We start from the raw sequence: 24,226 nt of genomic DNA, 5'->3' as shown, positions 1-24,226 counted from the left end.
GGACTGGTCTGAGGAGGCGCTGGTCAGCGGGCCCCCGCAGCTCGCCGCGACACACGGCGCGGGCCCGCGCGCTCCTACAATGGCCGGGCACCGACGGAGGGACGCAGATGGCATGTTTCGTGAGGACGCGGTCGACGTACGCGTCGCGTCGCGCCCCTGCCCCGGTGCTGTTCAGGGCGTCGCGCGGGACCGTGGCGTCCGGCAGCGTGCGTCCCTCGGCAGGCTCCGGGCGCACGGTCGCACAGGGCCCGGGAAAGGTGGCGGCCGGTGGGGATCGCTGACTTGTTGCGCGTCGGGTCCGCGGACCTCCTGCTGGGCCGCGACCGCGATCTGGAGCGTATCTCCGGACTGCTGGAGCGAGGCCGAGGCGGCGCCCTGCTGTTGTCCGGGCAGCCGGGCGTCGGCAAGTCGGCGGTGCTGGACGCCGTGGCCAGGGCCGCCTTGGAGGATGGCACCCAGGTGCTGCGCGCGGCCGGTGCCGAGTTCGAGGTGGACGTCAGTTACTCGGCGCTGAACCAGGCCCTGCTTCCGCTGCACGGCGCCCTCGACCGGCTCAACGCCCACAGCAGGGAGGCCATGAGCGTCGCCCTCGGGTTCGGGTCCGGTCCGCCCCCGGAGCGCCTGGTCGTCTGCAACGCCGCGCTGGCCCTGCTGCGTTCGGCGGCGAAGGACACGCCGGTGCTGTTGATCGTGGACGATCTCGCATGGGTGGACCGGGCGAGCGCCGCCGTCTTCGGCTTCCTCGCCCGGCGGTTGTCCGGCGACCGCATCCGGTTCCTCGCGGCCTCCCGTACGGGTGTGGCCAGCTTCTTCGACGGCAGCGGGCTGCCGACCCACGAGCTGCCCGCTCTGGACGCGGACTCCGCCGCCCGCCTCGTCGACCTGCACTTTCCCGACCTGGCGCACCCGGTGCGCCTGCGCCTTTTGGACGCCGCCCAGGGAAACCCGCTGGCCCTGCTCGAACTCCCCGACGCGCTGCGCGCCGACCAGCGCCGCGCCCGCGAGGCCCTGCCGACCGTACTGCCGCTGAGCGAACGCCTCCAGTCGCTGTTCGTCTCCCGGGTCCGGTCCCTGCCGGCGGCGACCCGCCGGCTGCTCCTGCTCGCCACCCTGGACGGGACCGGCGACCTGGGTGTGCTGTCCGCCGCCGCGCGGGAGACGGACGGCGACGCGGACCTGCACGAGCTGGACCCCGCCGAGCAGGACGGGCTCGTCCGTGTGGACGAGTCCCCGCGCCGGCTGGTCTTCCGGCACCCGCTGATCATGTCGGCCGTCGTCGAGGCGGCCACCAGCAGCGGCCGACGCGCCGCGCACCGCGTATTGGCGCGGGTCCTCGTCGACAAGCCGGAACAGCAGGCCTGGCACCTGGGAGAGGCTACGCTCCAGCCCGACGAGGAGGTGGCCCTCCTGCTGGAGCGGACGGCGCGCCGCATCCTGAGCCGCGGCGACGCAGTCGCCGCGATCGCGGCGCTCACCCGGGCGGCGGACCTCAGCCCGCTGGACACCGATCGCGCGCGCCGACTGTCGGAGGCCGCCTATGTGGGCGCCGAGGCCATCGGCGCGCTGCACAGCGCGTCGGAACTGCTGGAGGACGCGTGGCGGGCGGATCCCGGCCACGGGGCGTCCCTGCGGTCGGCGACCGCCGCGGTGCAGCTCCTGTTGAACAGCGACGGGGACCTGACGACGGCCCACCGCCTGCTGGTCGGCGCCATCGAGGAGGGCGGCCACCGCTACGACGCCGACGACCCCGCACTCATCGACGCGCTGCACTTCCTGTTGCTCCTGTGCAACTACGGCGCCCGCGAGGAGCTGTGGGCGCCCTACTACGCGGCCGTCGCTCGGCTGCGTCCCGCTCCCCCGCCGCTGCTGCTGGTGGCCGCGCGGACCTGGGGCGACCCGGCGCACGCCGACGCGGCGACGCTGCGCGAGCTGGACGAGATCATCGACGGCACGACGAAGGAGAGCGACCCCGCCCGGGTCGTCCGGATGGGAACCGCCGCCCTGTACCCGGACCGGCTGTCGGCGGTGCGCCAGGCGGCCTGGCGGCTCGTCAGGCACGGACGCGAAGGCGGCCCGGTGCGCCGGCACATCGGCGCGCTGCTGCACCTGTGCCTGGATGACTACCACCGGGGCAATTGGACCGAGGTCCTGGAATTGTCCGAGGAGGGGCTGACGATGTGCTTGAAGTCCGGGTACACCGTCTGCACCTGGTTCTTCCAGTACACCAAAGGCCTGGTGACCGCGTCCCGCGGGGATACCGAGACCGCGCACGCGCTCGCCGACGCGATGACCGGCTGGGCGGCTCCCCGCGGTATCCGGGAGGCCGTCCACTGCGCGCAGCACGTCCACGCACTTGCGGACATCGCCGACGGCGACTTCGACGCGGCGTTCGGCCGGGTGAACGCCATCAGCCCCGCCGGCAGCTTCGCCCCGTACGTCGCGCACGCCGCGTGGGTGTTCTTCGAGCTGGTGGAGGCCGCGGTGCGCACCGACCGGCGCGCGGAGGCGGTCGCCCACGTGCGCGCACTGCGTGAGACGAACATCGCCGGACTCTCGCCCCGGCTCGCCCTGCTGGCCGGCGGTGCGGAAGCCCTCATCGCGCAGGACGACGCCGAGGCGGCCCGCCTTTTCGCGAAGGCGCTGACCACCCCCGATGCGGACCAGTGGCCGTTCGCCCAGGCAAGGGTGCGCCTGGCCCAGGGAGAGCGGCTGCGACGGTCCCGGGCGTTGTCCGATTGCAAGTCTCCGCTGACGGCCGCGCTGAACACCTTCCAGCGACTGGACTCCACGGCCTGGGCCGAACGCGCGCGCAAAGAGCTGCGAGCGGCCGGCCAGGCCGTGCCCCACCCGGGCGGCCGGGTCGGGGCCGCTCTTACCCCGCAGGAACGCGAGATCGCGGAACTCGCCGCCACCGGCCTGACCAACAAGCAGATCGGCGAGCGCCTGTTCATCTCGCACCGCACCGTCGGCGCCCACCTGTACCAGATCTACCCGAAGCTCGGCATAGCGTCCAGGGTGGCGCTGCGGGACGCGCTACGTCCGGAGAATCCGGACTGACGGTCTCTCGGGCAACGTGTGAACCGGGTGTTCCCCGTAGACGGAACCAACTGTTGCGGTGGGAGCGAAAGGTTTTCAGCGAGTGTGGGGCGGCGATGTGCTCGCAGCCCCACACACTCGTGCCGTTCTACCGCAGCACCCGGAAGGCGGTGCGGAGTTCGTCGGTCAGGATCTTCGGCTGTTCCCAGGCGGCGAAGTGACCGCCCTTGTCCACCTCGTTCCAGTGGATGATGTTGCCGAAGGTCCGCTCACCCCAGCTACGCGGCGCGGGGTAGATCTCGCCGGGGAAGACCGTCACCGCGACCGGAAGCTTCGGAATGGGAACGGCGTTGAACGGTCCGCCGCCGGCCTGTGCGCCTTCCCAGTACAGCCGCGACGACGACGCCCCGGTGTTGGTCAGCCAGTACAGCGAGATGGCGTCGAGCATCTCGTCGTACGTGAAGAGCTTCTCGGGCTCCCCATCGGAGTCCGTCCACTCCGCGATCTTGTCGTAGTAGTACGCCGCCATGGCGACCGGGGAGTCCGCGAGGGCGTAGCCGATCGTCTGCGGGCTCTGGTTCATCATCGCCGCGTACCCGAAGCCGTCGCGGTAGAAGTGAAGCAGCCGGTTGTACGCCCTCGTCTCGTCCGCCGACAGGTTCGCCGGAGCCGGATCGAAGTTGCGCAGATGCCGCAGGATGTCGTCCGGCACGGTGCCGGGCATGTTGACATGGATACCCAGCAGCCCCTTCGGCTGCTGGACCGCCAGCACCTCCGAGATGATCGCGCCCCAGTCACCGCCCTGGGAGACGTACTCCGGGTAGCCGAGGCGCAGCATCAGCTCGTGGAACGCGCCCGCCGTGCGGGCGGGATTCCACCCGCCGTTGGTCGGGTTGCCCGAGAAGCCGTAGCCGGGCAGGGTCGGCAGCACCAGGTGGAAGGCGTCGGAGGCACGCCCGCCGTGTGCCGTGGGGTTGGTCAGCGGGTCGATTATCTTCAGCAGTTCGACGATCGACCCGGGCCAGCCGTGCGTCATCAGCATCGGCATGGCGTCGGCATGCGGGGAGCGGATGTGCGCGAACTGGATGTCCAGCCCGTCGATCTCCGTGATGTACTGCGGCAGGGCGTTGAGGCGCCTCTCGAGGTTGCGCCAGTTGTACTTGGTACCCCAGTAGTCCACCAACGGCCGCATCTTGGCCAGTTGCGCGCCCTGCGACCGGTCCCCGACGCTCTCACGGTCCGGCCAGCGGGTCTCCCGGATGCGCCGCCGCAGCTCGTTGAGCTCCTTCTGCTGGACCTCGATACGGAAAGGACGGATGCCCGAGCCGGGCCGCGGCGCCCACCCGGCCGCGGAACCGGCACCCGTCGACGCCGCCTGAGCCTGGCCGGACAGGCCGACCTGACTGGCGACGACACCAGCCGCCGCGAGACCCAGGAAACGGCGACGACCGGTAGTGAGCCGACCCGAGCGCTCGTTCTCTGCCATCGAAGACTCCTTCTGTCCATCATGAAGTAGGGATGTCGGATGATTCGCTGCCGCACCCACGGCGCTGTTGTACGCAGCACACCAATCGGCCACCTCGGCAGGCAAACGCCACAACGGTGCGGAGTGTCCGTAAGCACACACCTTGGGCGTCTCGGACAGAACCATACCTGTTATTCACACGTATTGAACGGCCGATCAGCCAACTGCCCATCACCCTCGGCCTGTCGCCAATCGATCAACCCTCAATACGAGACACGTGTGAGTATTGGCGGCGGATCACATGCGTGTATTCGCGAACGGCTCGATCACGGACTGTCGTCGTCACATGCGGTGGTGGCGCCCACGCCGCGGTAGCTGGCAGGGGCTGCGGCGCGGGCGGGCGTCGCGTCGAGCAGGGACTGTGCGGCCAGCCGCCTGAGTTCGGCTCATACGCGTGCCAGCTCCTGATGCTGCTCGGTCGTGACGAGTTGTCCGAGGGCGTCGAGCACCGCGCACAGCAACTGCTGCGCCGGGGAGCCGTCCGGGAGGCGGCCGTCGCCACCGAACTGCCGGTGGTCCTGGAAGAGGAGGAACTCGGGCTGCTGCACGACGCGGGCGTTCATCTTGTGCAGCACCTGGCGCAGCGTCAGCTGGGCCCGGACGGTGCCGAAGGGACCGGGGGGAGGCCCCTATGACGGCGACCGGCTTGAGCGCGAGCGCGGGGCCGTCGTCGCCGGCCGGGCGGGAGAGCCAGTCGAGGGCGTTCTTCAGTGTTCCGGGTATAGAGGCGTTGTACTCGGGAGAGGCGATCAGGACCGCGTCAGCGTCCTGGACACGGTGACGCAGTTCGGTGACGGCGGGCGGCGCGGGATGTTCCTGGTCCTCGTTGAAGTGCGGCAGACGGCCGAGCCCGTCGTAGTGGTCGAAGCGATGGTGTGGGCCGAGGCGCTCCGCCTCCCGCAACAGGGCGGTGTTCAAGGAGCCCGGCGCAGGCTTCCTGACAGGGCAAGCTGCAGGACGGCACAGTCCGCCTGGTCACCGAAACCGACCTGGCCCTGCTCGGACTGCCGTCGGCCGGTGGACCACGGTCCGCGGCGGCAGGTCCTGCGCCGGGAGAGCATTGCAGCAAGCAGGCGCGGGCATGAACCGTCCGTCCTTCGCCCGCACCAGCCAGCCCCGCTTCTCCAGCACGCAGGCACGGTGCCGGATCTTCTCCACCTTGTTCTTGATCTCCGCTTCCCGGCCCACCGCCCGCGTCAGCTCCACTCCGTTCACCGGCCCCGCCGCGGCCACCACCACAGGCCGCTGAGCACCTCCTCGCCCATGCCCGACCGCCACACCGGCGGCCTCTCGCCATGCCCCGCGCCCAAGCCGCTGGATCCCACAGCAGCAGCCTCGCCACCAGACGGCACGGAAACCGGCGCCCCTACCCCGTCGCCGTCGTGCCCCGCACACGAAGAAGCCCCTGCTCATCGAACAGGGACTCCCTTTGCCACAACGCACTGAGAGGCCGAGGCGCTTGGCCTGACGGATCGTCGACACGGCTCGGCGACACGCCGACCGCACCCCGCCTCGATCTCCTTTGCCCAACCGTGCCCCGAGTACCAGAGTGTGGCCGTCGCCGCGTGAGCGGCGCGTTCGGCATCCAGTTCGACTGCGGGGGTAGGAATTGGCGATCACCACGCTGGATCACGGGGACGGCAAGGCGGATCCGGTCTCGATCTACGAAGGGGGAGACATCGAGGAGTTGCGCCAGATAGTGGGCCAGCGGCTGGCGCCGCACCGGCTGACGGTCCTGGGTGCGCAGCGGCTGCCCGGCAGATTCCGAGCCTTCCATGAGGGCCCGGTGGGGCTGTACGACCTGGCCTACGGTGCTCCGGTGCGGCTGCTGGCAAAGGATCTGACCGACTTCTACAACGTCATCCTGCCGCAGGCCGGCGGCGGGGCGGTGGTCGTCAACGGCATGGTGCTGTCGTCCCCGTTGTCCGTTGCCGGACCGGGGGACGTGGTCTCGATGGAGTGGGACCACCGAGCCGTCAACGCGGCGCTCACCATGTCCCGGGAGGCCGTGGACAAGGTGCTCACGGTGCGCCTGGGGGACATCCCGCAGAAGCCGCTGCGGTTCCGTCGGCACCTGCTCGACCAGGCGAACCCGGCCGTGCAGTCCTGGCTGGCACTCGCCCGCGCCTTCCGGCAGTTCATCCTCTCCCCGCTGGCGCACCGCTCCGACCTGGGCGTCCGGCACTTCGAACGCCTTCTGGTGGACACCCTGCTGGACGCCCAGGCCCACTCCTGGAGCAGCGCCGTGACCGACCGCGGCTCCACGATGCTGCCGAGCGCCCTACGCCGGGCGACGGCCTACTGCGCGGAGCACGCCGGCGAGGCCGTCTCGGTCTCCGACATCGCACAGGCGGCCCGGATCAGCGTGCGGACCCTGCGGGAGGGTTTCCGGACCCATCTGGGCACCACGCCCCTGGCGTACCTGCGCAGAGTTCGGCTCGACGGCGCCCACCACGAACTGACGGCCATCGCCGAAGGACGCGCCATCGGATCGGTCACCGATGTCGCCTGCCGCTGGGGCTTCACGCACCTCGGCCGGTTCAGCGCCGAGTACCGGCGGACGTACGGGCGCCTGCCCTCGGATACCTCAAGGGGGCGGCACGGACTATCCACAAACGCGTGAAGCCCCGGCCCCGAACCGGATAGTCCTGCGATCACGGCACGGGAGAGTCTGGATCCCGACGGCGGCTCACGCCGCTCCGACAGACGAAGGGACACAGTCTCCATGGCTACGACGATCGGCAAGGGTCTGCGCAGGGCCGCTCTGGCGAAGGCGGCCGGCATCACCGCCGCGGTCGCGCTCCTCACAGTCGGCACCATCGCGCAGGCTCAGGCATCCCCGAACGCCGGCTACATCGGCGACGGCTACGCCAACAACACGCACGGCGTGTGGTGCGTGCAGCACCTCCTCAACGACGTCGCGCAGGACTCGGGCCGGGGACGCCCGCTGGCCGAGGACGGACTGTGGGGCCCCAACACCAAGTCCTGGGTCAAGTGGTACCAGTCCACCTCCCCCGTCGGCCTTACCCCGGACGGGATCGTGGGCAAGGGGACGGGCGGCTATCTGCTGCTCGAGGGCGACGAGTACTACGGCGGCGGCAACTACTGCTACAACTACCTCCCGTCGTGGTTCTAGTAGTGCTTGGTCAGGTTCGCTCGGTGGCGGCGTGTCCGCGTGATCGGTGCTGTCGTTGATCGGGTGTGCTGGGTGGGGAGTTGGCCGCGGTCCGGTGTGATCTGGAGGACTTCGCGGCGGAGATGTTCGAGCCGTTCGCGCGGGCGGATCAGCGCCGGTGGGGCGGGGTCTGTCTACGCGGTCTGCTGCAGGCGGGCGGGCGCAAGTCGGTGGAGCCGATGGCCGCCCACCTGGGCGAGGACGGTAACCGGCAGGCCCTGGCCCACTTCGTCACCTCCAGCCCGTGGGATGCGGCCCATGTCCGGGCCCGGCTCGCGTGGCGGATGCAGCCGGTCATCAGGCCCACCGCGCTGATCATCGATGACACCGGGTTCCTCAAGGACGGGGCTGCGTCCGCTTGTGTGACCAGGCAGTACACCGGCACCGCGGGCAAGGTCACCAACTGCCAGGCAGGGGTGTCGCTGCACCTTGCCTCCAACAACGCCTCGGCGGCGGTCAACTGGCGGCTGTTTCTGAGGTGTTCCTCGGGCCAGTCGTCACTCCCCACACCGCCAGCTCGCCTGATGGGCAGTGCAGCAGCGCCTCGCCGCGTACTTCCCACGCCCCGCGGTCGTCGGCGGCGGGCGGCTCGGCACCCCACACCTCCGCGGTCACAGTGGCGGTGTGCGTGTGGCCGGCGCTCTCAATGCCCCGAGCAGCGTCCAGCTTACGGCCGAGCAGCAGCGAACCTGACGCGACTCATCAGCCCTCGCACGATGCATCTCGTCAGGAAGGCGAGCGCAGGGCGTCCACCGGCTCCATCCGCGCGGCCCGAAGCGACGGGTACAGGCCCGCGAGCAGGCCCACGAGGGCACCGGCTACGGGGGCGCCCAGGGCGAGCCGCAGATCCAGCACCGGCGTCCACTGCTTGACGCCGGCCACAGACACCACGACGACCACGCCGAGTGCCGCGCCCACGACCCCGCCCAACAGTCCGATGGCGGTGGACTCGGCGAGGAACTGCCCGGCCACCTGGCGCCGGGAGGCACCGAGGGCACGCCGCAGGCCGATCTCGCCGACTCGCTCCATCACCGTGACGAGCGTGACGTTGGCGATGCCGATCGCGCCGACCACCAGCGAGACCAGTCCGAGGACCAGGAACAGACCGTTGACGTCGCCCTGCACACCCTTGCGTGCCTTGGACAGGTCCGGCGGGGCGAGCACGGTCAGGGAGTCCTGGTGGCCGGGCGCCAGTGCGATCGGCGCCTGCCGGGCTACCTGCTGCGCCGCGCCGAGCGAGGTGTTGATCAGGACCCGGGTCAGGTTCTTCAGGCCCATCCGGTCCGCCCCTGTGGTCGGTGGCAGGATCACGGAGGTCGACAGGCGCTGTTCGCGCTGGATGCCGCCGAGCACGCCGATCACGGTGTACGACTGACCCTCGAAGAAGACGGCGGGCGCCTGCCCCACACCGTCGATGCCCAGCAACTTGGCCGCTTGGTCGCCGAGGACCGCCACCCGGTCGCGCCGTTCGATGTCGCCGGAGTCGAAGAACCGGCCCGAGACCATGGAGCCGCGCACCGCGGTGGGCAGGTTCGCGGTGGCCGAGAACACCGCCAGGGTCTGCCCGCTCACTGCCCCGGGCGCGACCACGTCGTTGGCTCGCACCTGGACGTTGGAGGTGCCGGCCGATTCCGCCATCCCCGCAGCTGAGGTGACTCCGGCCAGACGGCTCACCGCATCCACGCCCGACCAGGGGATCAACGCCGGGTCGTCCGAATCGGGTGACTGGCGAGGCGCCACCACGGACACCGAGGTGGCGGTGAGGGCGTCGAAACGGCCGACGATCTGGTTCGCCGCCGTCGAGGCGACCCCGATCGTGATGACCAGGGTGCCGATACCGAGCACCGTGCCCAGTGTCGTCAGGGCGGAGCGCACCGGACGCGCCAGCACGCCTGCCAGCGCCTCCGACCACAGGTCCCGCGGGTCTATCCACGGCCGGTCGTGACGGCGGCCGCGAAGCGGTCCGCGAAGACCCCCCGCCTTCCGGCGGGGCGCCCCTCCTCCAACACCCTCCTCCGGCCGTGCGCGGCGTTCCCTGCCGGGCTTGTCCTCTGTCCGACGAGTCCGGGACCCGCCGCGCAAGGGGATCGTCATACCTCCTCCTGACTGAGCAGGCCGTCTCGGATCCGCACGCGTCTGCTCGCCCGCGCGCTCACCGCGTCGTCGTGCGTGATCACCAGCAGTGTCATGCCCTGCTCCTGGAGCACATCGAAGAGCTCCAGCACCGACTCGGTGTTCTCGCTGTCGAGGTTGCCGGTCGGCTCGTCGCACAGCAGCAGCGCGGGCTCGCCGAGCAGGGCGCGGGCGATGGCCACCCGCTGCCGCTCGCCGCCGGACAGCCGGCCCGGCAGGAAGCCGAAGCGGTGGCCGAGTCCGACCCGGGCCAGTGCCTCGCGCGCCCGCTCCTGTCGGGAGCCGCGCCCGCGACCGGGGCGCGGGGCCCGGTAGACCTCGGCGAGCATCACGTTCTCGTCCACGGTCCGGTACGGCAGCAGATGGAAGGACTGGAAGACGAAGCCGATACGGCTGCCGCGAAGCGCGGTCCGCTCCAGGTCGGCGAGCTCGTTGGTGAGTACCCCGTCCAGCCAGTACGCGCCCGAGGTGGGCCGGTCCAGCAGGCCGAGGATGTTCAGCAGCGTCGACTTCCCGGACCCGGAGGGGCCGACGACCGACAGATGCTCCCCGCGACGGACCGTCAGGTCCACCTTACGCAGGGCGTGCACCGGCGGATCGGCGTCGAAGACCCGGCCGACCGAGTCGAGCCGTATCACGACGTCCGGGTCCGGCGCCTCGTGCGGCTGGGGCGCCGGAGTTGGTGCGGACGCGCGCCTCACTGCCCGACCACCACCTGGTCGCCCTCGTCGAGAGGCGTGCCGCGCGGGGTCACCGCGACCTGTCCGGCGGCGGACAGGCCCACCGTGACGGGCACGTCGACGATCCTGCCGTCGCGCTGCACGCGCACCCGGGCCCGCCCGTCGGCGGTGGTGTGCACGGCCGCCACCGGCACCACGAGCGCGGCGCCCTTCGAGGAGCCGAGATCGACGGTGATCTTGGTGGATCCGCCCGCCTGGTCCCTCAGCGCTCCGGGCTCGGGCACCGAGACGGTCACCGGCACCGTCGCGGACGGGTTTGCGGAGCCGCCGCCGGAATCCGACGACCCACCGTCGGAATCGCCGTCGCTCCGCCCGGAGTTGCCGACCTTCGCCACCACGCCGCTGACCTGGTGACCGTCCGGTGTCTCCACGCGGGCCGCCATGCCCTGGTGCAGCTGGGCGGCGTCAGCCGCCGGCATCTCGGCGTTCACCTCTATGTCCGAGCTCGTCACGGTCGCGACGGCGCCATCGGGGACGGCCCCGACGTGCACCTTGACTTTGTCGACCCGCACGGGAAGGTTCGGCAGGAACACGACCTCGCCCGCCGGCACCTTCGTGCCGTAGGACACCAGGAACTCACTGAGCGCATGGTTGGCCCGGTTGAGCTGATCCCGTGCGGACTTCAGCCGGAGGCTGTGCTCCGGGCCCGAGGCCGGCGGCGCGGACGCGTCCTCGGACCCGCCCTGGCCGCCCTGCGCCTGCAGCAGGTCGAGCTGGGCCTGGGTGACGGCCTGCTCCAGATCACCGCGCTGCTTTTCGTCGTCCGCACTGGGCGTCTGCGGCTCGTACCCCTGGCTCTCGTACCACTTGGTCACCGCAGCCGCGGTGCCCGGTCCGAAGTGGCCGTTGGTGCCTCCTGGGTCGTGCCCCAGCCTGCGCAGCGCGATCTGCAGCTGGCGGACGTCGTCACCCGAGACGCCGGGTGTGAGGGTGCGATACATCGGCACCGGACCACGCAGCACGAACACCGGACGTCCGCTGATCTGCATCAGAACGCTGCCTTCGTTGAGGGTGGCGCCCTGTTTCGGAGCCTTGGTCACGAGTTGGGCGGCAGGTGCGTCGGCCGACGCACCGCTGGTGGCGACGGCTCCGGCCGGGGAAACCGACCGGGGGGCACCGAACGCCACCGTTCCCTGGGCCACCACGGTCGCCACCAGCTTCCGGTGTTCCACGGGGACCGTGACCGGCCCGGCCTTGGGCGGCTGGTGCGCGGCGGCGGCGTCGGCCGGAGACTGCATCCCCGTACCCGCGAACCAGCCACCCGCGCCGACGACGACCACCGCGGCAACGACGACCGTGACCTGCTTGCCACGGGTCTGCGGCATACGGAGTCTGCGCTTCTTCATCCGGTGAGGCCCTCGAACGGGTGCTTGGCGTGCTTGGGGAAGTACGCCGCGCGGAAGTCCTTGCCGCAGGTCAGGTCCTTCAGGGCGAGACCGATCTCCTGGTTCAGTTTCGCCCGGGCCTGCGATGCGCCGACGCTCTCCCAGTTCGCGGGCTGCTGGTTGCCCACCTGGAACTTCACCATGTCACCGATGGACGTCGGCTGCGTGGTGGTGACGTTGATGCCCTCCTTGGTCAGGCAGGACGCGTACGACTGGGCGAGGGCGACGAGTTGGGAGTCCCCGTTGAGCGCCTGCTGGTTGGCGAGGGCGCGCTCCTGGGCCTCGGCGCTCTGCTTCTCGATCTCCGCCTGCGACTTGTCCGGTCCGTATGCCTTCTCCCGGCCCTTCTTCGAACAGCCTTCGTTGCCCGTCTTGCCCGCGAGTGCGGCTTTCCAGGCCATTTGCTGTGCCATCGGAAGTGCGTGGAGGTACCCGGAGTCCGGATTGGGGGACCCGTCGTAGTCGAGCTTGGGATCGTTGCGGTAGACGGCCCTTGCCCACAGGCCGAATCCGTACTTCTGCCGGTACTTCTTCGCCGCGGCGTAGTCCTCGCCGTCGACGGGGTTGACGGCGCCCGAGTCCTCCGGGGTCACGTGCGGGGTGTAGGTGAATCCCTTGGCGCGCATGCACGCGGCGATGGTGTTCTCCTCTATGTACTTCTTCTTCGTTCCCTCGTCGGCGTCGGCCGGGACCGCCAGTTCGCCGTTGGCCGCAGCGGTCGCGGACGGCCGCCCGTCCTCACCGGACGATGCCGCGGAGGCGGAGGCCGCAGCGGAGTCGCCGCCGTCTCCCGAACAGGCCGACAGGGAGATCACCCCGGCTGCTGCCACCGTCGGCCAGATGAGGTGCTTCTTGAACTTGCGAGTCATATGTGTCCACCAGGCGTGTCTGGTCGGGCGCGGATATCGCGCTCCCCTTCGATTGCTTCAACCGGGTGGAGGGAGCCGTGGGTTGCATCGCTGCCTACTGATGTGACGCGGGTCACAATTTCAGTTTGTTTGGTTTCCGTGAGGCGGGGAACGGCACACTCAGCTCTTTCGTGTGATAGGTGTGAAAGTACCTTCTGCAACGGGAGCGGAATGACAACAGCGGGGGATACCGCCACGACCTTCGAGGAGTTCGTGACGGCGCGCGGGCCCAGACTCCTCCGGGTGGCCTGGCTCCTGACGGGTGACGCACACCTCGCGGAGGACCTACTGCAGACGGTGCTGGCGAAGGTGTGGTCCAAATGGCACAGAATCAGCACGGAGAATCCGGAAGCATACGTTCGCAAAGCCCTGGTCAACACACATATGTCGTGGTGGCGACGACGCTGGCGGGACGAGATCCCGCACGAACCCGAACAGATGCCCGAAGTCACGGAGGCAGGCGCCCCGTTCGACGCCGTGGACCTGCAACAATCACTCGCCCTGGTCATCCGGCGGCTGCCGGTCCGGCAGCGGGCGGTGGTGGTCCTGCGGTACTTCGAGGAGCTGAGCGTGCAGGAGACCGCACAACTGCTGGGCTGTCACTCCGGCACCGTGAAGAGCCAGGCGGCCAAGGCGCTGAAAACGCTGCGAGCGGAACTGGCGACCGTGCCCGGGGTGTGGAAGGGGATCGACAGCCGTGACCGAGCCGGATGAGGAGCAGTGGGACGAAACGGAGAGGGAGGTCCGCAGCCTCCTGGAGGCGGTGGTACCGACGCCTGGCGCTCCACCCGATCGCATGGCCGCTGTCAGGCGGAGGGTGCGGCGCCGCCGTCGGCGCAACGCGGCGACGGTCGGGGCCGCGGTGATCGCCGTCTCAGCCCTCGCCTTCGTGGTGCCGGGGCTGCGCGCCGAGGTCTTCGTGAGCGGGGAGACGCCCGCAGCGTCACCGCCGACGACTCTCGAACGCGGCCCCGCCGAATCCGTGCGCCTGCTCGGGCCGCGAAAGGGCGTGACGGTCACGGTGCCGCAAGGGTGGTACGCGCTGTCCGTCGACGACGCGCGCGGGGGACCCGTGGCGTTCATCGCGTCCCAGCCGCTGTCCCGGTCGGCCCGCGGTGCGTGCGTGAGCGACACGCATGACGCAGTGCGCACGTGCCGGCCGCTGTCCCAGCTCACCGAGGGAGGTGAACTCATCGTTCTCCGGCACGCTGACAAGAGCGACATGGAACGCGATATGGCCTCGTCGCCTGTGAGTCCATCGGTGGACGGCTGTGAAAGCGTGAGGTCGAAGGGCAGGTCGTTTCTCTGGAAAGTCGGAGGGTCGGCCTCTGTCGCCCCCGTCGTACTGGAGGTCTCCGACTGCCGGGACGCTTCAGTCACCACCGAAACGAGCCCTGCCGCCTCGAAGGTCCTGAACAGCATCGCACCGGCCGACGCAAGCTGACCCGCACCGCTGCGGCATGCCGAGTACTGTGCAGGCCCTCCACGACGCCCTGGCCGAGACTCAGCGGACGGCGACGGCCATGAGTTGGCTCTCGAAAGGCATCGTCTCCACCGTCCTGTCCGACCTGGCCTCCGGCCGACGCCCCCTGACCCACGAGGCTCTGGACGACCTCCCCGACAGCAAGGTCGTCGGGCACATCCGCAGCGTCCTCGTGGCCGCCGACGCCCTGCCGCCCCGCGACGAGCAGATGGTCCGCCTCGAACGGCACGTGAAGGATCTCGTCGCCTCCCACACCCCCCCGAGGGGCGGCAGATCCTGCACCGCTACGCGACCTGGCACCTGATCCGCCGGCTTCGCCGCCGAAGCCGCGGCAACGACATCACGCACACCCAGCTCAACGTCGTACGCGTGCACCTGAGGGCCGCCGTCTATCTCCTGGACTGGCTCACGGACCAGGACCTGACGCTGGCGAACTGCCGCCAGAGCGACCTCGAACGCTGGATGACCCGCGACGAGACCCAACTCCGAAGGGAAGCCGGCCACGGGTCTGCGCGTCGCCGACGGCTCCGTCATCCCCTCCATCCCGTCCGACAACACCCACTCGACCGTCTACGCCATCGCGGAACGCGCCGCCGAGTTCATACGCGAAGCCGCCTGAGACGGGAATCTCAGAGGTGAGTTCACACTCCCTGTCGTTCTCCGAGATATGTATTGACACGTGTACTCAGGACTGCCGCAGGCGGTCTCGTACGGAGACACGGACGCATACTCAAGGAGAAGAACGATGAACCTCGCCACCTCCACCGCCGACAAGCCAGGTGTCGATGTCGGTGTCCTGATACCCGTGGTCGTCCACTTCGACGACCTGGACCCGATGAGCCTGCTGCACAACAGCCGCTACCAGGTGCTGGTCGAGCGTGCGTGGGCTGAGTTCTGGCGGGACAAGGGCATAGGCGGCAAGAGCGGCTTCGAAGGTGACGCCTTCAACGTCGTCAAGACGTTCGACATCACCTACGACCTCCCCGTGGCAGAAATCGGCGAGTACGCCGTGCACCTGTGGATGGAGCGCCTGGGCACCACCTCGGCCACAGCGGGCTACCGGGTGTGCTCGGCCGACGGGACGACGACGTACGCGCACGGCACCCGCACCGTCATCCGCCTCGACAGCACCACCCGGACACCCACGCCCTGGTCCGAGCGGGTCTGGGAGATCGCCCGGACCATCGGGCTGCCACAGGACCAGGCCTGACGCGGGACGTCATACGGGCGAGCGTCGCAGGCGGCATACCCGCACCGACCGGCCGGTCTCGTGGGACCGACCGGTCGGTGGACCGTCGTCCCCGCCTTCCAGCCCGCCTCCTCCGTCAGGATCGGGCCGCCGCGCGGGCCCCGTCGCCGACCTGACCGCCCGGGGCTGGACCACGGTCGTACAGCGGAGTTGCCTCCGCCGCTGCGCGGCTCCGCTCCGGGGATGCGTTTCTCCCCCGCAAGCGGGCGGTGGCGCCACCCCGCCCTGAAGGACGGGGGTTTCCACGCAAGGAGTTTCCGATGAGAATGACCATTCCAGAACTGGTATGTTCAGTGCGTTCCTCCGCGGCGGTACCCGGCCCATGGAGGCGCCGGGAACGCGGCCTCGGAGGGTGGGGATGGACGGGACGGCGTTCGGCCGGCTGTTGCGTGAGGCGCGGCAGCGCACGCTGCTGACGCTGGATGGCCTCGCCGAGGCGTCAGGGGTGAGTGTCCGGGCCATCAGCGACATGGAGCGCGGGCAGAGCCTGCCCCGTCAGGCGACGCTGACCGGGTTGATGAACGCCCTGGACCTGAACGATGACGAGCGGCGCCGGTTCGTCGAGGCATCGATGCGGCGCCCGGGGCAGGTGCCGCGTCAACTGCCGCCCGACCTTGCGGCATTCCGCGGTCGGAAGGACGCGCTGGAGACCGTCCACCACCTCACGTCCCACGTCGCCGGGCGGGGCGGGCCCGTCGTCGTCTCCGTGATCGGGGGCATGGCGGGGGTCGGCAAGACCACGCTCGCGGTGCACTGGGCGCACCAGGTGGCGGAGCGTTTCCCCGACGGCCAGCTCTATGTGAACCTGCGCGGCTTCCAGGACACCGGCCGGCCTCTCGACCCCGGCGAGGCCCTCGGCGGGTTTCTCGGCGCGCTGGGAGTGCCCAACAGCGACGTGCCGCGCGGCACCGAGGAGCGCGGCGCTCTGTTCCGGGAGCGGACAGCGTCCCGGCGTCTGATCGTCGTACTCGACAACGCGTGCGACGAGGAGCAGGTCAGGCCGCTGCTGCCGGCTTCTGCGGGGTGTCTGACCATCATCACCTCCCGCAGCCAGTTGTCCGGTCTGGCCGTCACCGACGGAGCCCGCCTGGTGGGCCTGGACGTGTGGACGCGCCAGGAAGCGCTGGCGGGCCTGGCCGCGCGGATCGGTGAGGAACGGTGTCTGGCGGAGCCGCAGGCCGCGGCGGAACTGGTCGAGCTGTGCGGGTTCCTGCCACTGGCGGTCGCGATCGTCGGTGCGCAGCTGAGCGCGTCCCCGGATGTTCCCCTCAGGCTGGCGGTGCGCGAGCTGCGGGAGGCCCGGCCTCGGCTGGACGCCCTGTCCGCCGATGACCGGCAGGTCGACGTCCGTACCGTGTTCTCCCGGTCGTACCGGGCCCTGGCGCCTTCGACGGCACGGTTCTTCCGGTATCTGGCCCTGCATCCGGGGCCGTCGGTGTCGGCGGAGGCCGCCGCCTCGCTCGCCGGGGCCGACCTGGCTCCGGCCCGGCGGCAGTTGCGGGCGCTGACCTCGGCGAACCTGCTGTCGCGGGACGCCGATGGCCGGTACGTGCTGCACGACCTGATACGGGCCTACGGCACCGAACTCGTCGAGCAGGAGGGGGACGACCGGTTCGGCGCCGAGAGACGTCTGATGGGCTATCTGCGCCACAACGCCTACGCGGCCAGTCGCGTCCTCGACCAGCGGCCTGGGCTGGAGGCGCCCGACTCGTCGGTCGCCGACGTGATACGTGTCGCGGTCGGCACCCGCGAGGAAGCACTGGAGTGGTTCCGCCGGGAGGAGCCGACCGTCGCGGCCGCCCTGCGCACCCTGGACGATCCGCGGCTGCTGCGCTACCGCGTGGACCTCACGCAGGATTGGGTGAGTTACTACTCGGTCATGGGCCGGTGGGCCGACGAGATCGCAGCCAAGCGGATCGGTCTGGATGCGGCCCTCGTGCTGGACGATCCGACCGCCGTCGCGAGGAACTGCGCGGCCCTCGCCCGAGCGCTGGCCGAAACGGGCCAGGTCGACGAGGCGGAGGAACAGGTCGCGCTGATGCTCCGGCAGTTGCCCCGGCTCACTCCGGCGGAACGGGCCGCCGTCGAGCGGAGCACCGGCTGGGTGCGGGGTCGTCAGGGGCGCCACACCGAGGCCCTGCATCACGCCAGGCGGGCCCTGGCGATCTACCGGACGCTCGGGGACCGCGGGAGCGCCGCACGCGAGCTCAACGCCGTCGGCTGGTATCTGACCCTGCTCGGCGACCACCGGCAGGCCATCGCCATGTGCGAGGAGGCCCTGCCCATACTGCGGGAGACCGGAAACCGCCGCAGCGAGGCGGCGACCTGGGACAGCATCGGCTACGCCCGGCAGCGGCTGGGCGACCTGGACGCCGCGATCGCGGACTACCAGAGGTCGCTGCGGCTGTACGAAGAGGTGCTCGACACCTACAACCAGGCCGACGTGCTGGATCACATCGCGTCGGCTCATCTGGAGCGCGGAGACGGTCCGCAGGCCTGGGCGAGCTGGACGCGCGCGGCCGAGCTGCTGAGCGGAATCGGCAATCCGCGCGCCGCGGAAATGCGGGCCAGGGCGGAGGAGCTCGGCGAACCCCGCGAGCCGTGACGTGCCCCGCGGCCGGGCGTCCCATCGCGTGAGCAGCGGACGCGTTCGGCGGGTGATGCGGGAACGGTAAAGCCGGAGGTGGTGTGCGGCGCGTACACGACGGCGTCACCGGACACCTCCAGCCGGTGCGAAGCGGGGCACACATGTTTTGCGCCGGTCGAAAGACGAGGCTGGAAGATTGAGTCGATCGACTCATGCTTCCGGACGGCCGTCCTGCCAGAGTCAGAGCGCCCGCCTCGTACCCGTTCGAGGACTCCACCGTTGAAAGGACCCCGGTGTGGCACGCCCTCGTGAGTTCGACACCGACATGGCAGTGGAGCAGGCCATGAACCTGTTCTGGAGGCAGGGCTACCACGCCACGCCGATGCCACGGCTGACCGCTCTGCTGGGAATCGGCAGCGGCAGCCTGTACGCGGCGTTCGGTTCGAAGGACGGCCTCTACGCCCTGGCCCTGCAACGTTATGTCGACGGTCTGATCGCGGCTCTGGAGCGGGACCTGCGGACCGGCTCCGACATCCGCGCGGCATTGCGTCGATTACTGCTCGCGATGGTCACGGCCGACGTGGCGGACCCGGAGCGCGGCTGTCTGCTGGTCAACGCCGCCACCGAACGCGCGGCCCACGAGGGCACGGTGGAGCAGGTGCGTGCCGCCGTGATCGCGATGGAGTCCGTGCTGACCGAGGCACTGCGACGGGCCCGGGTACGGGGAGACTTGGGCAGTGAGCACAGTCCGGTGGAGCTGGCCCGCTTCCTCATCACGTTCATTCAGGGCGTTCATGTCATGGGACAAGCGCGCGCCGACCGGGCGTTCCTGGAATCCGCTGTCAACGGGGCGCTGAGGGCACTGGACTGAGACCGCAATCGCAGCGCGGTCCCTTCGGTCCCTGGCCTGACCCGGCGAACCCTCGAACGTTCTGCCGGGTCCGGCACTCGAAATGCGTCCCGGCCCGCGCCACAGGGGAACGGGCCGGGATGGGAGGGGCGTGTGGCGCCCGGAGCTCAGGCGGTCCGGGTGCGCAGCTGGCGGGCCTTCCAGCCCAGCAGCCCGGCCTGGGCGATGAAGAACACGCCGCCGCCGGTGGCGTAGACGGACAGCACGTCGAGTGAGGGGTCCGCGCCCGCGGCCTGGATGTTGTAGAAGATGCCGACGACGAAGGACAGACCGCCCGCGATCAGCATCGGCCACTGCTTGCCCAACTCGGGGCCGCGCCGCCGCAGCCCGACGACCACCTGGGCGGCCCCGGAGACAACCGCCCAGCCGCCGAACACATGGAGCACCGGCTGCACACCCCCGGCGCCCGCGACTCCGACCGCGACGGCGGCGAGCGTACTCAGCACGCCGTTGAACGCCGTGACCCGGCGCTCGGAGCCCTCGGCGAGGGCCTGGTAGTCGATCAGCGAGGACACCGCGTCGATCAGCGGGTAGACGACCAGCAGCGTGATCGCCGCGGCGTCGATCTGCTCATGGGCTCCGGCGAATGCCAGGGCCCACGCCACGGCCAGAACGCCGCGGCCCAGGTACAGCCTCAGCAGGGAGTAACGTTCGCCCGTCGCCGCCTGGTCGGCCGGTATGGCTGTCTGCGTGCTCATGATGGTTCTGCTTTCACAGGTCATGGGGTCGTCGGCGTCCCGGTCATGCCGGGACCAGGAGACGCACCGGAAGCTGGAGGCGGCGGCAGGGGCGCCGAAGCCGTGGGTCAGGCGGCGGCGCTGGCGTTGATGGTGACGGGAATGTTGCCGCGGGTGGCCTTGGAGTACGGGCAGATCTGGTGGGCGGCCCGCGCCAGTTCCTCGGCGGTGGCCTGGTCGACGCCGCCGAGGACGGGGCTGAGGACCGCGGACAGCGAGAACTCGCCGTCGTCGCCGTGGGTGAGGGTGACCTCGGCGGTGATGGTGGTGCTGGTGAGCCGGACCCTGCGAAGCGTGGCAGCCCGGCGCAGGGCGCCGAGGAAACAGGCGGCCCAGCCGGCGGCCAGAAGCTGCTCCGGGTTGGTCGCGGTCCCCGCGCCGCCAAGCTCCTTGGGAAGAGCAAGGCCGGTCTCCAGCAGACCGTCGGAGGACCGAACGCGACCGCCGTTGCGGCCCTCTCCGTCGACGTCGACAACGGCGGTGTAGCTGACAGCCATGACTGATGCTCCCCATCTGGGTCAGAAGGTCTTCGGCCGCCCTGACCGGACAGATTCCCCGGAGTTCCCGGTCACCCGTTGAGGCGGTGATGAAATCATGACAGCTCTTCGTGTAACCCGTCAAGCAGGTGATGACATTTTCTGTGTGCTTCCCCAATAGGCGACGAGGGCTCTGCCGACCGGTCACACCCCGCGGCATGGCGCGGTGCCAGATCGCCGTCCGGTCCGTTCGTCCGCGGTGGCACCGGCGGGCGAACGGACCGGACAGGCCGATGCCTTTACTTGGCCAGGAACTCGAGCAGCGCCTTGTTCACCTCGTCCGCGTGGGTCCACAGCAGCCCGTGCGGCGCGCCGTCGATCTCCACGTAGTCGGCGGAAGGAAGAGCCTTGTGGAAGAGGCGGGCCGTGGATTCGACCGGCAGGATGCGGTCGCCCGTCCCGTGCAGGATGAGGGCCGGCACGTCGATCTTCGGGATGTCGGCGCGGAAATCGGTGCCCCAGGTGAGCGGCGCCGCTGCGGCCGCGTGGGCGCCACCGCCCGCGGCGACGTTCCAGCTGTTGCGGACGGCCTCCTCGCTGATGCGCGTGCCCAGGTTCTCGTCCAGGTTGTAGAAGTCCTGGTAGAAGGAGGTGTAGTAGGCGTACCGGTCGGTCTTCACCGCGTCGGACACGCCCTGGAAGAACTCGGCGGGTGCCGCGCCGGCCGGGTTGTCGTCGCTCTTGAGCAGGCACGGCTCCAGGGAGCCGAGGAAAGCCACCTTGGCGATGCGCGAGGAGCCGTAAGTGGCCAGGTAGCGCGCGGCCTCGCCGGTGCCCATGGAGAAGCCGACGAGGACGGCGTCGCGTACGTCCAGCGTCTCCAGAACGGTGTTGAGATCGGCGGCGAAGGTGTCGTAGTCGTACCCCGTGGTGGGCTGGCTGGACTGGCCGAAGCCGCGTCGGTCGTAGGTGATGACGCGGTAGCCGTCGGCCAGCAGCGCCGCCGACTGCTTCTCCCACGAGTGCCCGTCGAGCGGGAAGCCGTGGATGAGGACGACCGGCTGCCCACTCCCGTGGTCCTCGTAGTAGACGTCGATGTCGGTGGTGTTCTCCTGGCCCACGGTGATGAACGGCATGCTGATCCCTCTCGGAAGTGACGGAACTGGGGGCGAGAGCACCGAGCCGTCGTCGGCTCCGTGTGCCGGCTTGGCAGGGAGTCACGGGGCACCAGGTGTGCCGCGTTGACGCTCGGTGTCGCAAGTACAGATTGGTGGCGGCACATGTGTCCGGGCTACCGTCTAATGACTCAAATCCGGGCGCTCTCAGTACCGCCCTCCACACCGCCGCATTCTTGAGAGCCTTGTACCTCGATGCAGGAACGTGGAATTCGAGGGGCGGCGTTCCGGCCGTCGCCCCGGCGGTCGCGGCCGGCACGACGCCCGATGCCGCCCACGTGCAGTCAATTGACTGATGAGGCGTCGTGGTGCCGCCGCCCACTGCGCCCCGGCAGGGAAGGCATGGCTGCGGACCCGGGGTGCCGCCCGGCCTGTGGCGGCGCGAGCAGCCACAGGCGGTCCGACCGCGGACGACGTGCCGCCCGGCACGCACACGGTCACGCTGATCACCGGCGACGTCGTCACCACCCGGCAGTCTTCCGGGACCGGCTCGCCCGGCGGGACCGTCGTCGTCACCGGCCCGGACGGCAAACCCACGGACGCTCGAGTCATGGAGGCGGGCGGCGACCTCTACGTGTACCCGGACGCGGCGCTGCCGTACGTGGCCCAAGGCACCCTGGACCGACGGCTGTTCGACATCAGCGACCTCGTCGCCGCCGGATACGACGACACGCACCGCGACCGGTTACCGCTGATCGTCTCCTACCGGGACAGCCCTGCCGGACTGTGGCGGAGCGCGCCACCACCCGGCGCCACGCGGACGAGGGACCTCAGCAGCGTGCACGGCGCCGCCCTGGCCGAGGACCGTGGACGGGCCGCCGACTTCTGGAACGCCGTCGCAGGCGCTCCCGCCTCCCGTACATCCGGGGGCCAGGCGGGGACAGCCCCCTCGTTCGGCCACGGCATCAACCACATCTGGCTCGACGGAAAGGCGCGGGCGGACCTCGCGGACACCACTGCCCAGATCGGCGCACCGCAGGTCTGGGCGGGCGGCGACACCGGGGAGGGTGTGGACGTGGCCGTCCTGGACACGGGGGCGGACACCGGGCACCCCGATCTCAAGGGCCGGATAGCGGCCGCCCGGAGCTTCGTACCGGACCAGGACGTCGAGGACTACATGGAGACCCAGACCAGCTACGACAGCCTGTGGGCGCAGCCCACGACGGAGAGGGTCCGGCACGGCGACTTCCACATGGCGGCCCGGTGGCGCAAGGAGGAGCCCGCGCTCAGCGTCTCCGCGGGGTCCACCGACTTCACGGACGTGTTGCGCCAGGCGGCCGTGACTCCGCTGCCCCAGGGGCAGCACACCCTGCGCGCGGTCGTCGCGGGCGACGGGACGGTGGCCGACTACGCGGGGGTGGACGCGCGTGGCAAGGCGGTCGTCGTGCGACGCGACTCGGAGGTCGGCGATGTCGAGCAGGCGCGGGCCGCGGCAGCGGCGGGGGCGCGGCTGCTTCTGGTCGTGAACGACCGGCCGGGGCGGCAGATCCGCGAGTACGGCAGCGACCCGTTCACTCCCGCCCCGCTGGACGTCGCCCTGCTCAGCACGGACGAGGGCGAGAAGCTGATCGAGCAGGTGCGGCGGGGCCGGGACGCCCTCACGGTCGCGTCCGTGCCCGCGAGTCCGTATGTGTACGACCTGATGCGGACGTGGCACGACGAAATCCCCGCCGACATGGTCGTCCGGGGCGGCCCGCGCAACCTGGCCCGGGTGGACGTGACCTTCGACAGCCCGGATCCCACGCGCGGCGGCGGCGAGTACCGCTTCGACTGGCCCGCGTACTCGAACTGGGGCATCGGGACGACGATGCGCGAGCCGGTGAACAGCACGCGCGTCGACTGGGTCTCCACGACCGGGGAGAACGCCTGGGGTCAGGAGGCGTACGTCGACAACCTGCTCTACGAGGTCGAGCCGAAGCGTACGTACCAAGCGGGCGGCAGGTACGCGCAGGATTGGTTCAAGCCGGTCGAACGCCCGTATCTCAACGACAACTACAAGCCGCCGGCCCGGATCGGCGGCAGACTGAGCGCCGATGTCCCCGGTTGGGGCGGCGCCGACCACGTGGGCATGTCCATGGACTACGAGCGGACCCGTCAGACCCTCGCGCTGTACCAGGGAAAGACCTTGCTCGGGCAGGGTACGGGCACGGTCGTCGCGGGTGACGCCCCCTCGGCGGGCAGCCTGCCGTACCGGCTGGTCGTGGAGAACAGCCGTGACGCCACCGTCAGCCCCTACTCCCCCACCACCCGTACCGAATGGACCTTCACCTCGAAGGCTCCCGCCGCGGACGCCCAGGCGGTACTGCCCCTGATACAGCTCGACTACGCGATCGCGACGGACGGCGCGGGCCGGGCGGACAGGAACGCCGGCCTGTCCGTCACCGCGCTGCATCTGCCGGGTGCGGTGGGCGCGGGCAGGGTCGAAGGGCTCACCGCCGAGGTGTCCTACGACGACGGGCGCCACTGGCACCGATTGCAGGACCCGCGGCACGGGCGGTACACGCTGGACGCGCCGAGAGGGGCCGCCTTCGTGTCCCTGCGGGCGAGCGCCCGTGACACCGAGGGGAACACGGTGACGCAGACCGTGGCACGGGCCACCGGTCTGCGCTGAGACCCGTCACCGGGCGCCTGCCGCGCCTCACACCTGCTTGTCTGCCGCCAGGTCGGCGGGCGTGGCACCGGGCGGGCCGAGGATGATGTCCCCGAA

General features: G+C 70.4%; 21 protein-coding genes and 2 pseudogenes. 13 read left to right on the top strand and 10 right to left on the bottom strand.

The features are described 5' to 3' along the window. The first annotated feature begins 267 nt into the window (after window positions 1–267). Window positions 268–3,057, top strand: coding sequence for an AAA family ATPase (locus tag ACWDEX_RS22575; protein WP_450465556.1), 2,790 nt, complete (start codon window positions 268–270; stop codon window positions 3,055–3,057). 127 nt (window positions 3,058–3,184) lie between these two features. Here ACWDEX_RS22575 and ACWDEX_RS22570 read toward each other — a convergent pair whose 3' ends face one another. The 3 genes and pseudogenes from ACWDEX_RS22570 to ACWDEX_RS22560 all read right to left on the bottom strand — a co-directional run. After that, window positions 3,185–4,522 (bottom strand): epoxide hydrolase family protein, encoded by a 1,338-nt coding sequence (locus ACWDEX_RS22570; RefSeq protein WP_450465555.1) that lies wholly within the window; start codon window positions 4,520–4,522, stop codon window positions 3,185–3,187. Window positions 4,523–4,947: 425 nt separating this feature from the next. Next, entirely contained in the window at window positions 4,948–5,136 is a 189-nt protein-coding gene (locus tag ACWDEX_RS22565; protein WP_450465581.1) for a hypothetical protein, read from the bottom strand. Between the two features lie 103 nt (window positions 5,137–5,239). After that, window positions 5,240–5,464 (bottom strand): annotated as a pseudogene (locus ACWDEX_RS22560) (NADPH-dependent FMN reductase); the annotation flags it as partial. Between the two features lie 178 nt (window positions 5,465–5,642). On the opposite strand from ACWDEX_RS22560, the gene ACWDEX_RS22555 reads away from it, so the two are divergent. From ACWDEX_RS22555 to ACWDEX_RS22540, 4 genes are all read left to right on the top strand, one after another. Next, window positions 5,643–5,810 carry a hypothetical protein gene (locus tag ACWDEX_RS22555; RefSeq protein WP_450465554.1) on the top strand — a complete coding sequence of 56 codons (168 nt, stop codon included), beginning with the start codon at window positions 5,643–5,645 and terminating at the stop codon, window positions 5,808–5,810. Window positions 5,811–6,170: 360 nt separating this feature from the next. Then, entirely contained in the window at window positions 6,171–7,184 is a 1,014-nt protein-coding gene (locus ACWDEX_RS22550) for an AraC family transcriptional regulator (protein WP_450465553.1), read from the top strand. A 102-nt stretch (window positions 7,185–7,286) separates the two neighbouring features. Then, window positions 7,287–7,697, top strand: coding sequence for a peptidoglycan-binding domain-containing protein (locus tag ACWDEX_RS22545; RefSeq protein ID WP_450465552.1), 411 nt, complete (start codon window positions 7,287–7,289; stop codon window positions 7,695–7,697). A 65-nt stretch (window positions 7,698–7,762) separates the two neighbouring features. Beyond that, entirely contained in the window at window positions 7,763–8,608 is an 846-nt protein-coding gene (locus ACWDEX_RS22540) for an IS701 family transposase (protein ID WP_450465550.1), read from the top strand. On the opposite strand, the pseudogene ACWDEX_RS22535 reads toward ACWDEX_RS22540, so the two are convergent. From ACWDEX_RS22535 to ACWDEX_RS22520, 4 genes and pseudogenes are all read right to left on the bottom strand, one after another. Further along, window positions 8,502–9,830, bottom strand: a pseudogene (locus ACWDEX_RS22535) (ABC transporter permease); the annotation flags it as partial. The gene ACWDEX_RS22540 and the pseudogene ACWDEX_RS22535 sit on opposite strands and share 107 nt — an antisense overlap. After that, window positions 9,827–10,570, bottom strand: coding sequence for an ABC transporter ATP-binding protein (locus ACWDEX_RS22530; RefSeq protein WP_450465549.1), 744 nt, complete (start codon window positions 10,568–10,570; stop codon window positions 9,827–9,829). The pseudogene ACWDEX_RS22535 and the gene ACWDEX_RS22530, both read right to left, overlap by 4 nt. Further along, window positions 10,567–11,934: a peptidoglycan-binding protein gene (locus ACWDEX_RS22525; protein WP_450465548.1), complete on the bottom strand. Its 1,368-nt coding sequence runs from the start codon at window positions 11,932–11,934 to the stop codon at window positions 10,567–10,569. Before ACWDEX_RS22525 ends, ACWDEX_RS22530 begins: the two co-directional genes overlap by 4 nt. A gap of 17 nt (window positions 11,935–11,951) precedes the next feature. Next, window positions 11,952–12,863: a hypothetical protein gene (locus tag ACWDEX_RS22520; RefSeq protein WP_450465546.1), complete on the bottom strand. Its 912-nt coding sequence runs from the start codon at window positions 12,861–12,863 to the stop codon at window positions 11,952–11,954. Window positions 12,864–13,073: 210 nt separating this feature from the next. On the opposite strand from ACWDEX_RS22520, the gene ACWDEX_RS22515 reads away from it, so the two are divergent. From ACWDEX_RS22515 to ACWDEX_RS22485, 7 genes are all read left to right on the top strand, one after another. Further along, on the top strand, window positions 13,074–13,616 hold the full coding sequence (locus ACWDEX_RS22515; protein WP_450465545.1) for a SigE family RNA polymerase sigma factor: 543 nt from the start codon (window positions 13,074–13,076) through the stop codon (window positions 13,614–13,616). Continuing rightward, complete coding sequence (locus ACWDEX_RS22510; RefSeq protein ID WP_450465544.1) at window positions 13,600–14,346, top strand: hypothetical protein; 747 nt, start codon at window positions 13,600–13,602, stop codon at window positions 14,344–14,346. Before ACWDEX_RS22515 ends, ACWDEX_RS22510 begins: the two co-directional genes overlap by 17 nt. Before the next feature lie 16 nt (window positions 14,347–14,362). Next, complete coding sequence (locus ACWDEX_RS22505) at window positions 14,363–14,689, top strand: hypothetical protein (RefSeq protein ID WP_450465543.1); 327 nt, start codon at window positions 14,363–14,365, stop codon at window positions 14,687–14,689. Window positions 14,690–14,893: 204 nt separating this feature from the next. Continuing rightward, window positions 14,894–15,004, top strand: a complete 111-nt coding sequence (locus ACWDEX_RS22500; RefSeq protein ID WP_450465577.1) for a GMC oxidoreductase — start codon at window positions 14,894–14,896, stop codon at window positions 15,002–15,004. 126 nt (window positions 15,005–15,130) lie between these two features. Beyond that, window positions 15,131–15,595: an acyl-CoA thioesterase gene (locus ACWDEX_RS22495; RefSeq protein ID WP_450465542.1), complete on the top strand. Its 465-nt coding sequence runs from the start codon at window positions 15,131–15,133 to the stop codon at window positions 15,593–15,595. Between the two features lie 397 nt (window positions 15,596–15,992). After that, window positions 15,993–18,239, top strand: a complete 2,247-nt coding sequence (locus tag ACWDEX_RS22490; RefSeq protein WP_450465541.1) for an ATP-binding protein — start codon at window positions 15,993–15,995, stop codon at window positions 18,237–18,239. A gap of 277 nt (window positions 18,240–18,516) precedes the next feature. Then, on the top strand, window positions 18,517–19,092 hold the full coding sequence (locus ACWDEX_RS22485) for a TetR/AcrR family transcriptional regulator (protein ID WP_450465540.1): 576 nt from the start codon (window positions 18,517–18,519) through the stop codon (window positions 19,090–19,092). 146 nt (window positions 19,093–19,238) lie between these two features. Here ACWDEX_RS22485 and ACWDEX_RS22480 read toward each other — a convergent pair whose 3' ends face one another. The 3 genes from ACWDEX_RS22480 to ACWDEX_RS22470 form a co-directional block, all read right to left on the bottom strand. After that, window positions 19,239–19,829: a DUF308 domain-containing protein gene (locus ACWDEX_RS22480; RefSeq protein ID WP_450465539.1), complete on the bottom strand. Its 591-nt coding sequence runs from the start codon at window positions 19,827–19,829 to the stop codon at window positions 19,239–19,241. A gap of 107 nt (window positions 19,830–19,936) precedes the next feature. After that, entirely contained in the window at window positions 19,937–20,365 is a 429-nt protein-coding gene (locus ACWDEX_RS22475) for an organic hydroperoxide resistance protein (protein ID WP_450465537.1), read from the bottom strand. A 278-nt stretch (window positions 20,366–20,643) separates the two neighbouring features. Then, complete coding sequence (locus ACWDEX_RS22470; RefSeq protein ID WP_450465536.1) at window positions 20,644–21,480, bottom strand: alpha/beta fold hydrolase; 837 nt, start codon at window positions 21,478–21,480, stop codon at window positions 20,644–20,646. 334 nt (window positions 21,481–21,814) lie between these two features. Here ACWDEX_RS22470 and ACWDEX_RS22465 point away from each other — a divergent pair, with 334 nt between their 5' ends. After that, on the top strand, window positions 21,815–24,130 hold the full coding sequence (locus ACWDEX_RS22465) for a PA domain-containing protein (RefSeq protein ID WP_450465534.1): 2,316 nt from the start codon (window positions 21,815–21,817) through the stop codon (window positions 24,128–24,130). The last annotated feature ends 96 nt before the right edge of the window (window positions 24,131–24,226 follow it).

This window comes from Streptomyces sp. NPDC001020, from assembly GCF_053599115.1.
This window is presented reverse-complemented; position numbering and strand designations above follow the sequence as displayed.

What these genes read in the sequence shown, in the direction of transcription:
- ACWDEX_RS22515 (WP_450465545.1), top strand. Translation starts at nt 13,074, where the DNA reads ATGACAACAGCGGGGGATACCGCCACGACCTTCGAGGAGTTCGTGACG.
- ACWDEX_RS22570 (WP_450465555.1), bottom strand. Translation starts at nt 4,522, where the DNA reads ATGGCAGAGAACGAGCGCTCGGGTCGGCTCACTACCGGTCGTCGCCGT.
- ACWDEX_RS22525 (WP_450465548.1), bottom strand. Translation starts at nt 11,934, where the DNA reads ATGCCGCAGACCCGTGGCAAGCAGGTCACGGTCGTCGTTGCCGCGGTG.
- ACWDEX_RS22480 (WP_450465539.1), bottom strand. Translation starts at nt 19,829, where the DNA reads ATGAGCACGCAGACAGCCATACCGGCCGACCAGGCGGCGACGGGCGAA.
- ACWDEX_RS22475 (WP_450465537.1), bottom strand. Translation starts at nt 20,365, where the DNA reads ATGGCTGTCAGCTACACCGCCGTTGTCGACGTCGACGGAGAGGGCCGC.
- ACWDEX_RS22495 (WP_450465542.1), top strand. Translation starts at nt 15,131, where the DNA reads ATGAACCTCGCCACCTCCACCGCCGACAAGCCAGGTGTCGATGTCGGT.
- ACWDEX_RS22505 (WP_450465543.1), top strand. Translation starts at nt 14,363, where the DNA reads ATGCCGAGTACTGTGCAGGCCCTCCACGACGCCCTGGCCGAGACTCAG.
- ACWDEX_RS22465 (WP_450465534.1), top strand. Translation starts at nt 21,815, where the DNA reads ATGAGGCGTCGTGGTGCCGCCGCCCACTGCGCCCCGGCAGGGAAGGCA.
- ACWDEX_RS22555 (WP_450465554.1), top strand. Translation starts at nt 5,643, where the DNA reads ATGAACCGTCCGTCCTTCGCCCGCACCAGCCAGCCCCGCTTCTCCAGC.
- ACWDEX_RS22545 (WP_450465552.1), top strand. Translation starts at nt 7,287, where the DNA reads ATGGCTACGACGATCGGCAAGGGTCTGCGCAGGGCCGCTCTGGCGAAG.
- ACWDEX_RS22470 (WP_450465536.1), bottom strand. Translation starts at nt 21,480, where the DNA reads ATGCCGTTCATCACCGTGGGCCAGGAGAACACCACCGACATCGACGTC.
- ACWDEX_RS22520 (WP_450465546.1), bottom strand. Translation starts at nt 12,863, where the DNA reads ATGACTCGCAAGTTCAAGAAGCACCTCATCTGGCCGACGGTGGCAGCA.
- ACWDEX_RS22490 (WP_450465541.1), top strand. Translation starts at nt 15,993, where the DNA reads ATGGACGGGACGGCGTTCGGCCGGCTGTTGCGTGAGGCGCGGCAGCGC.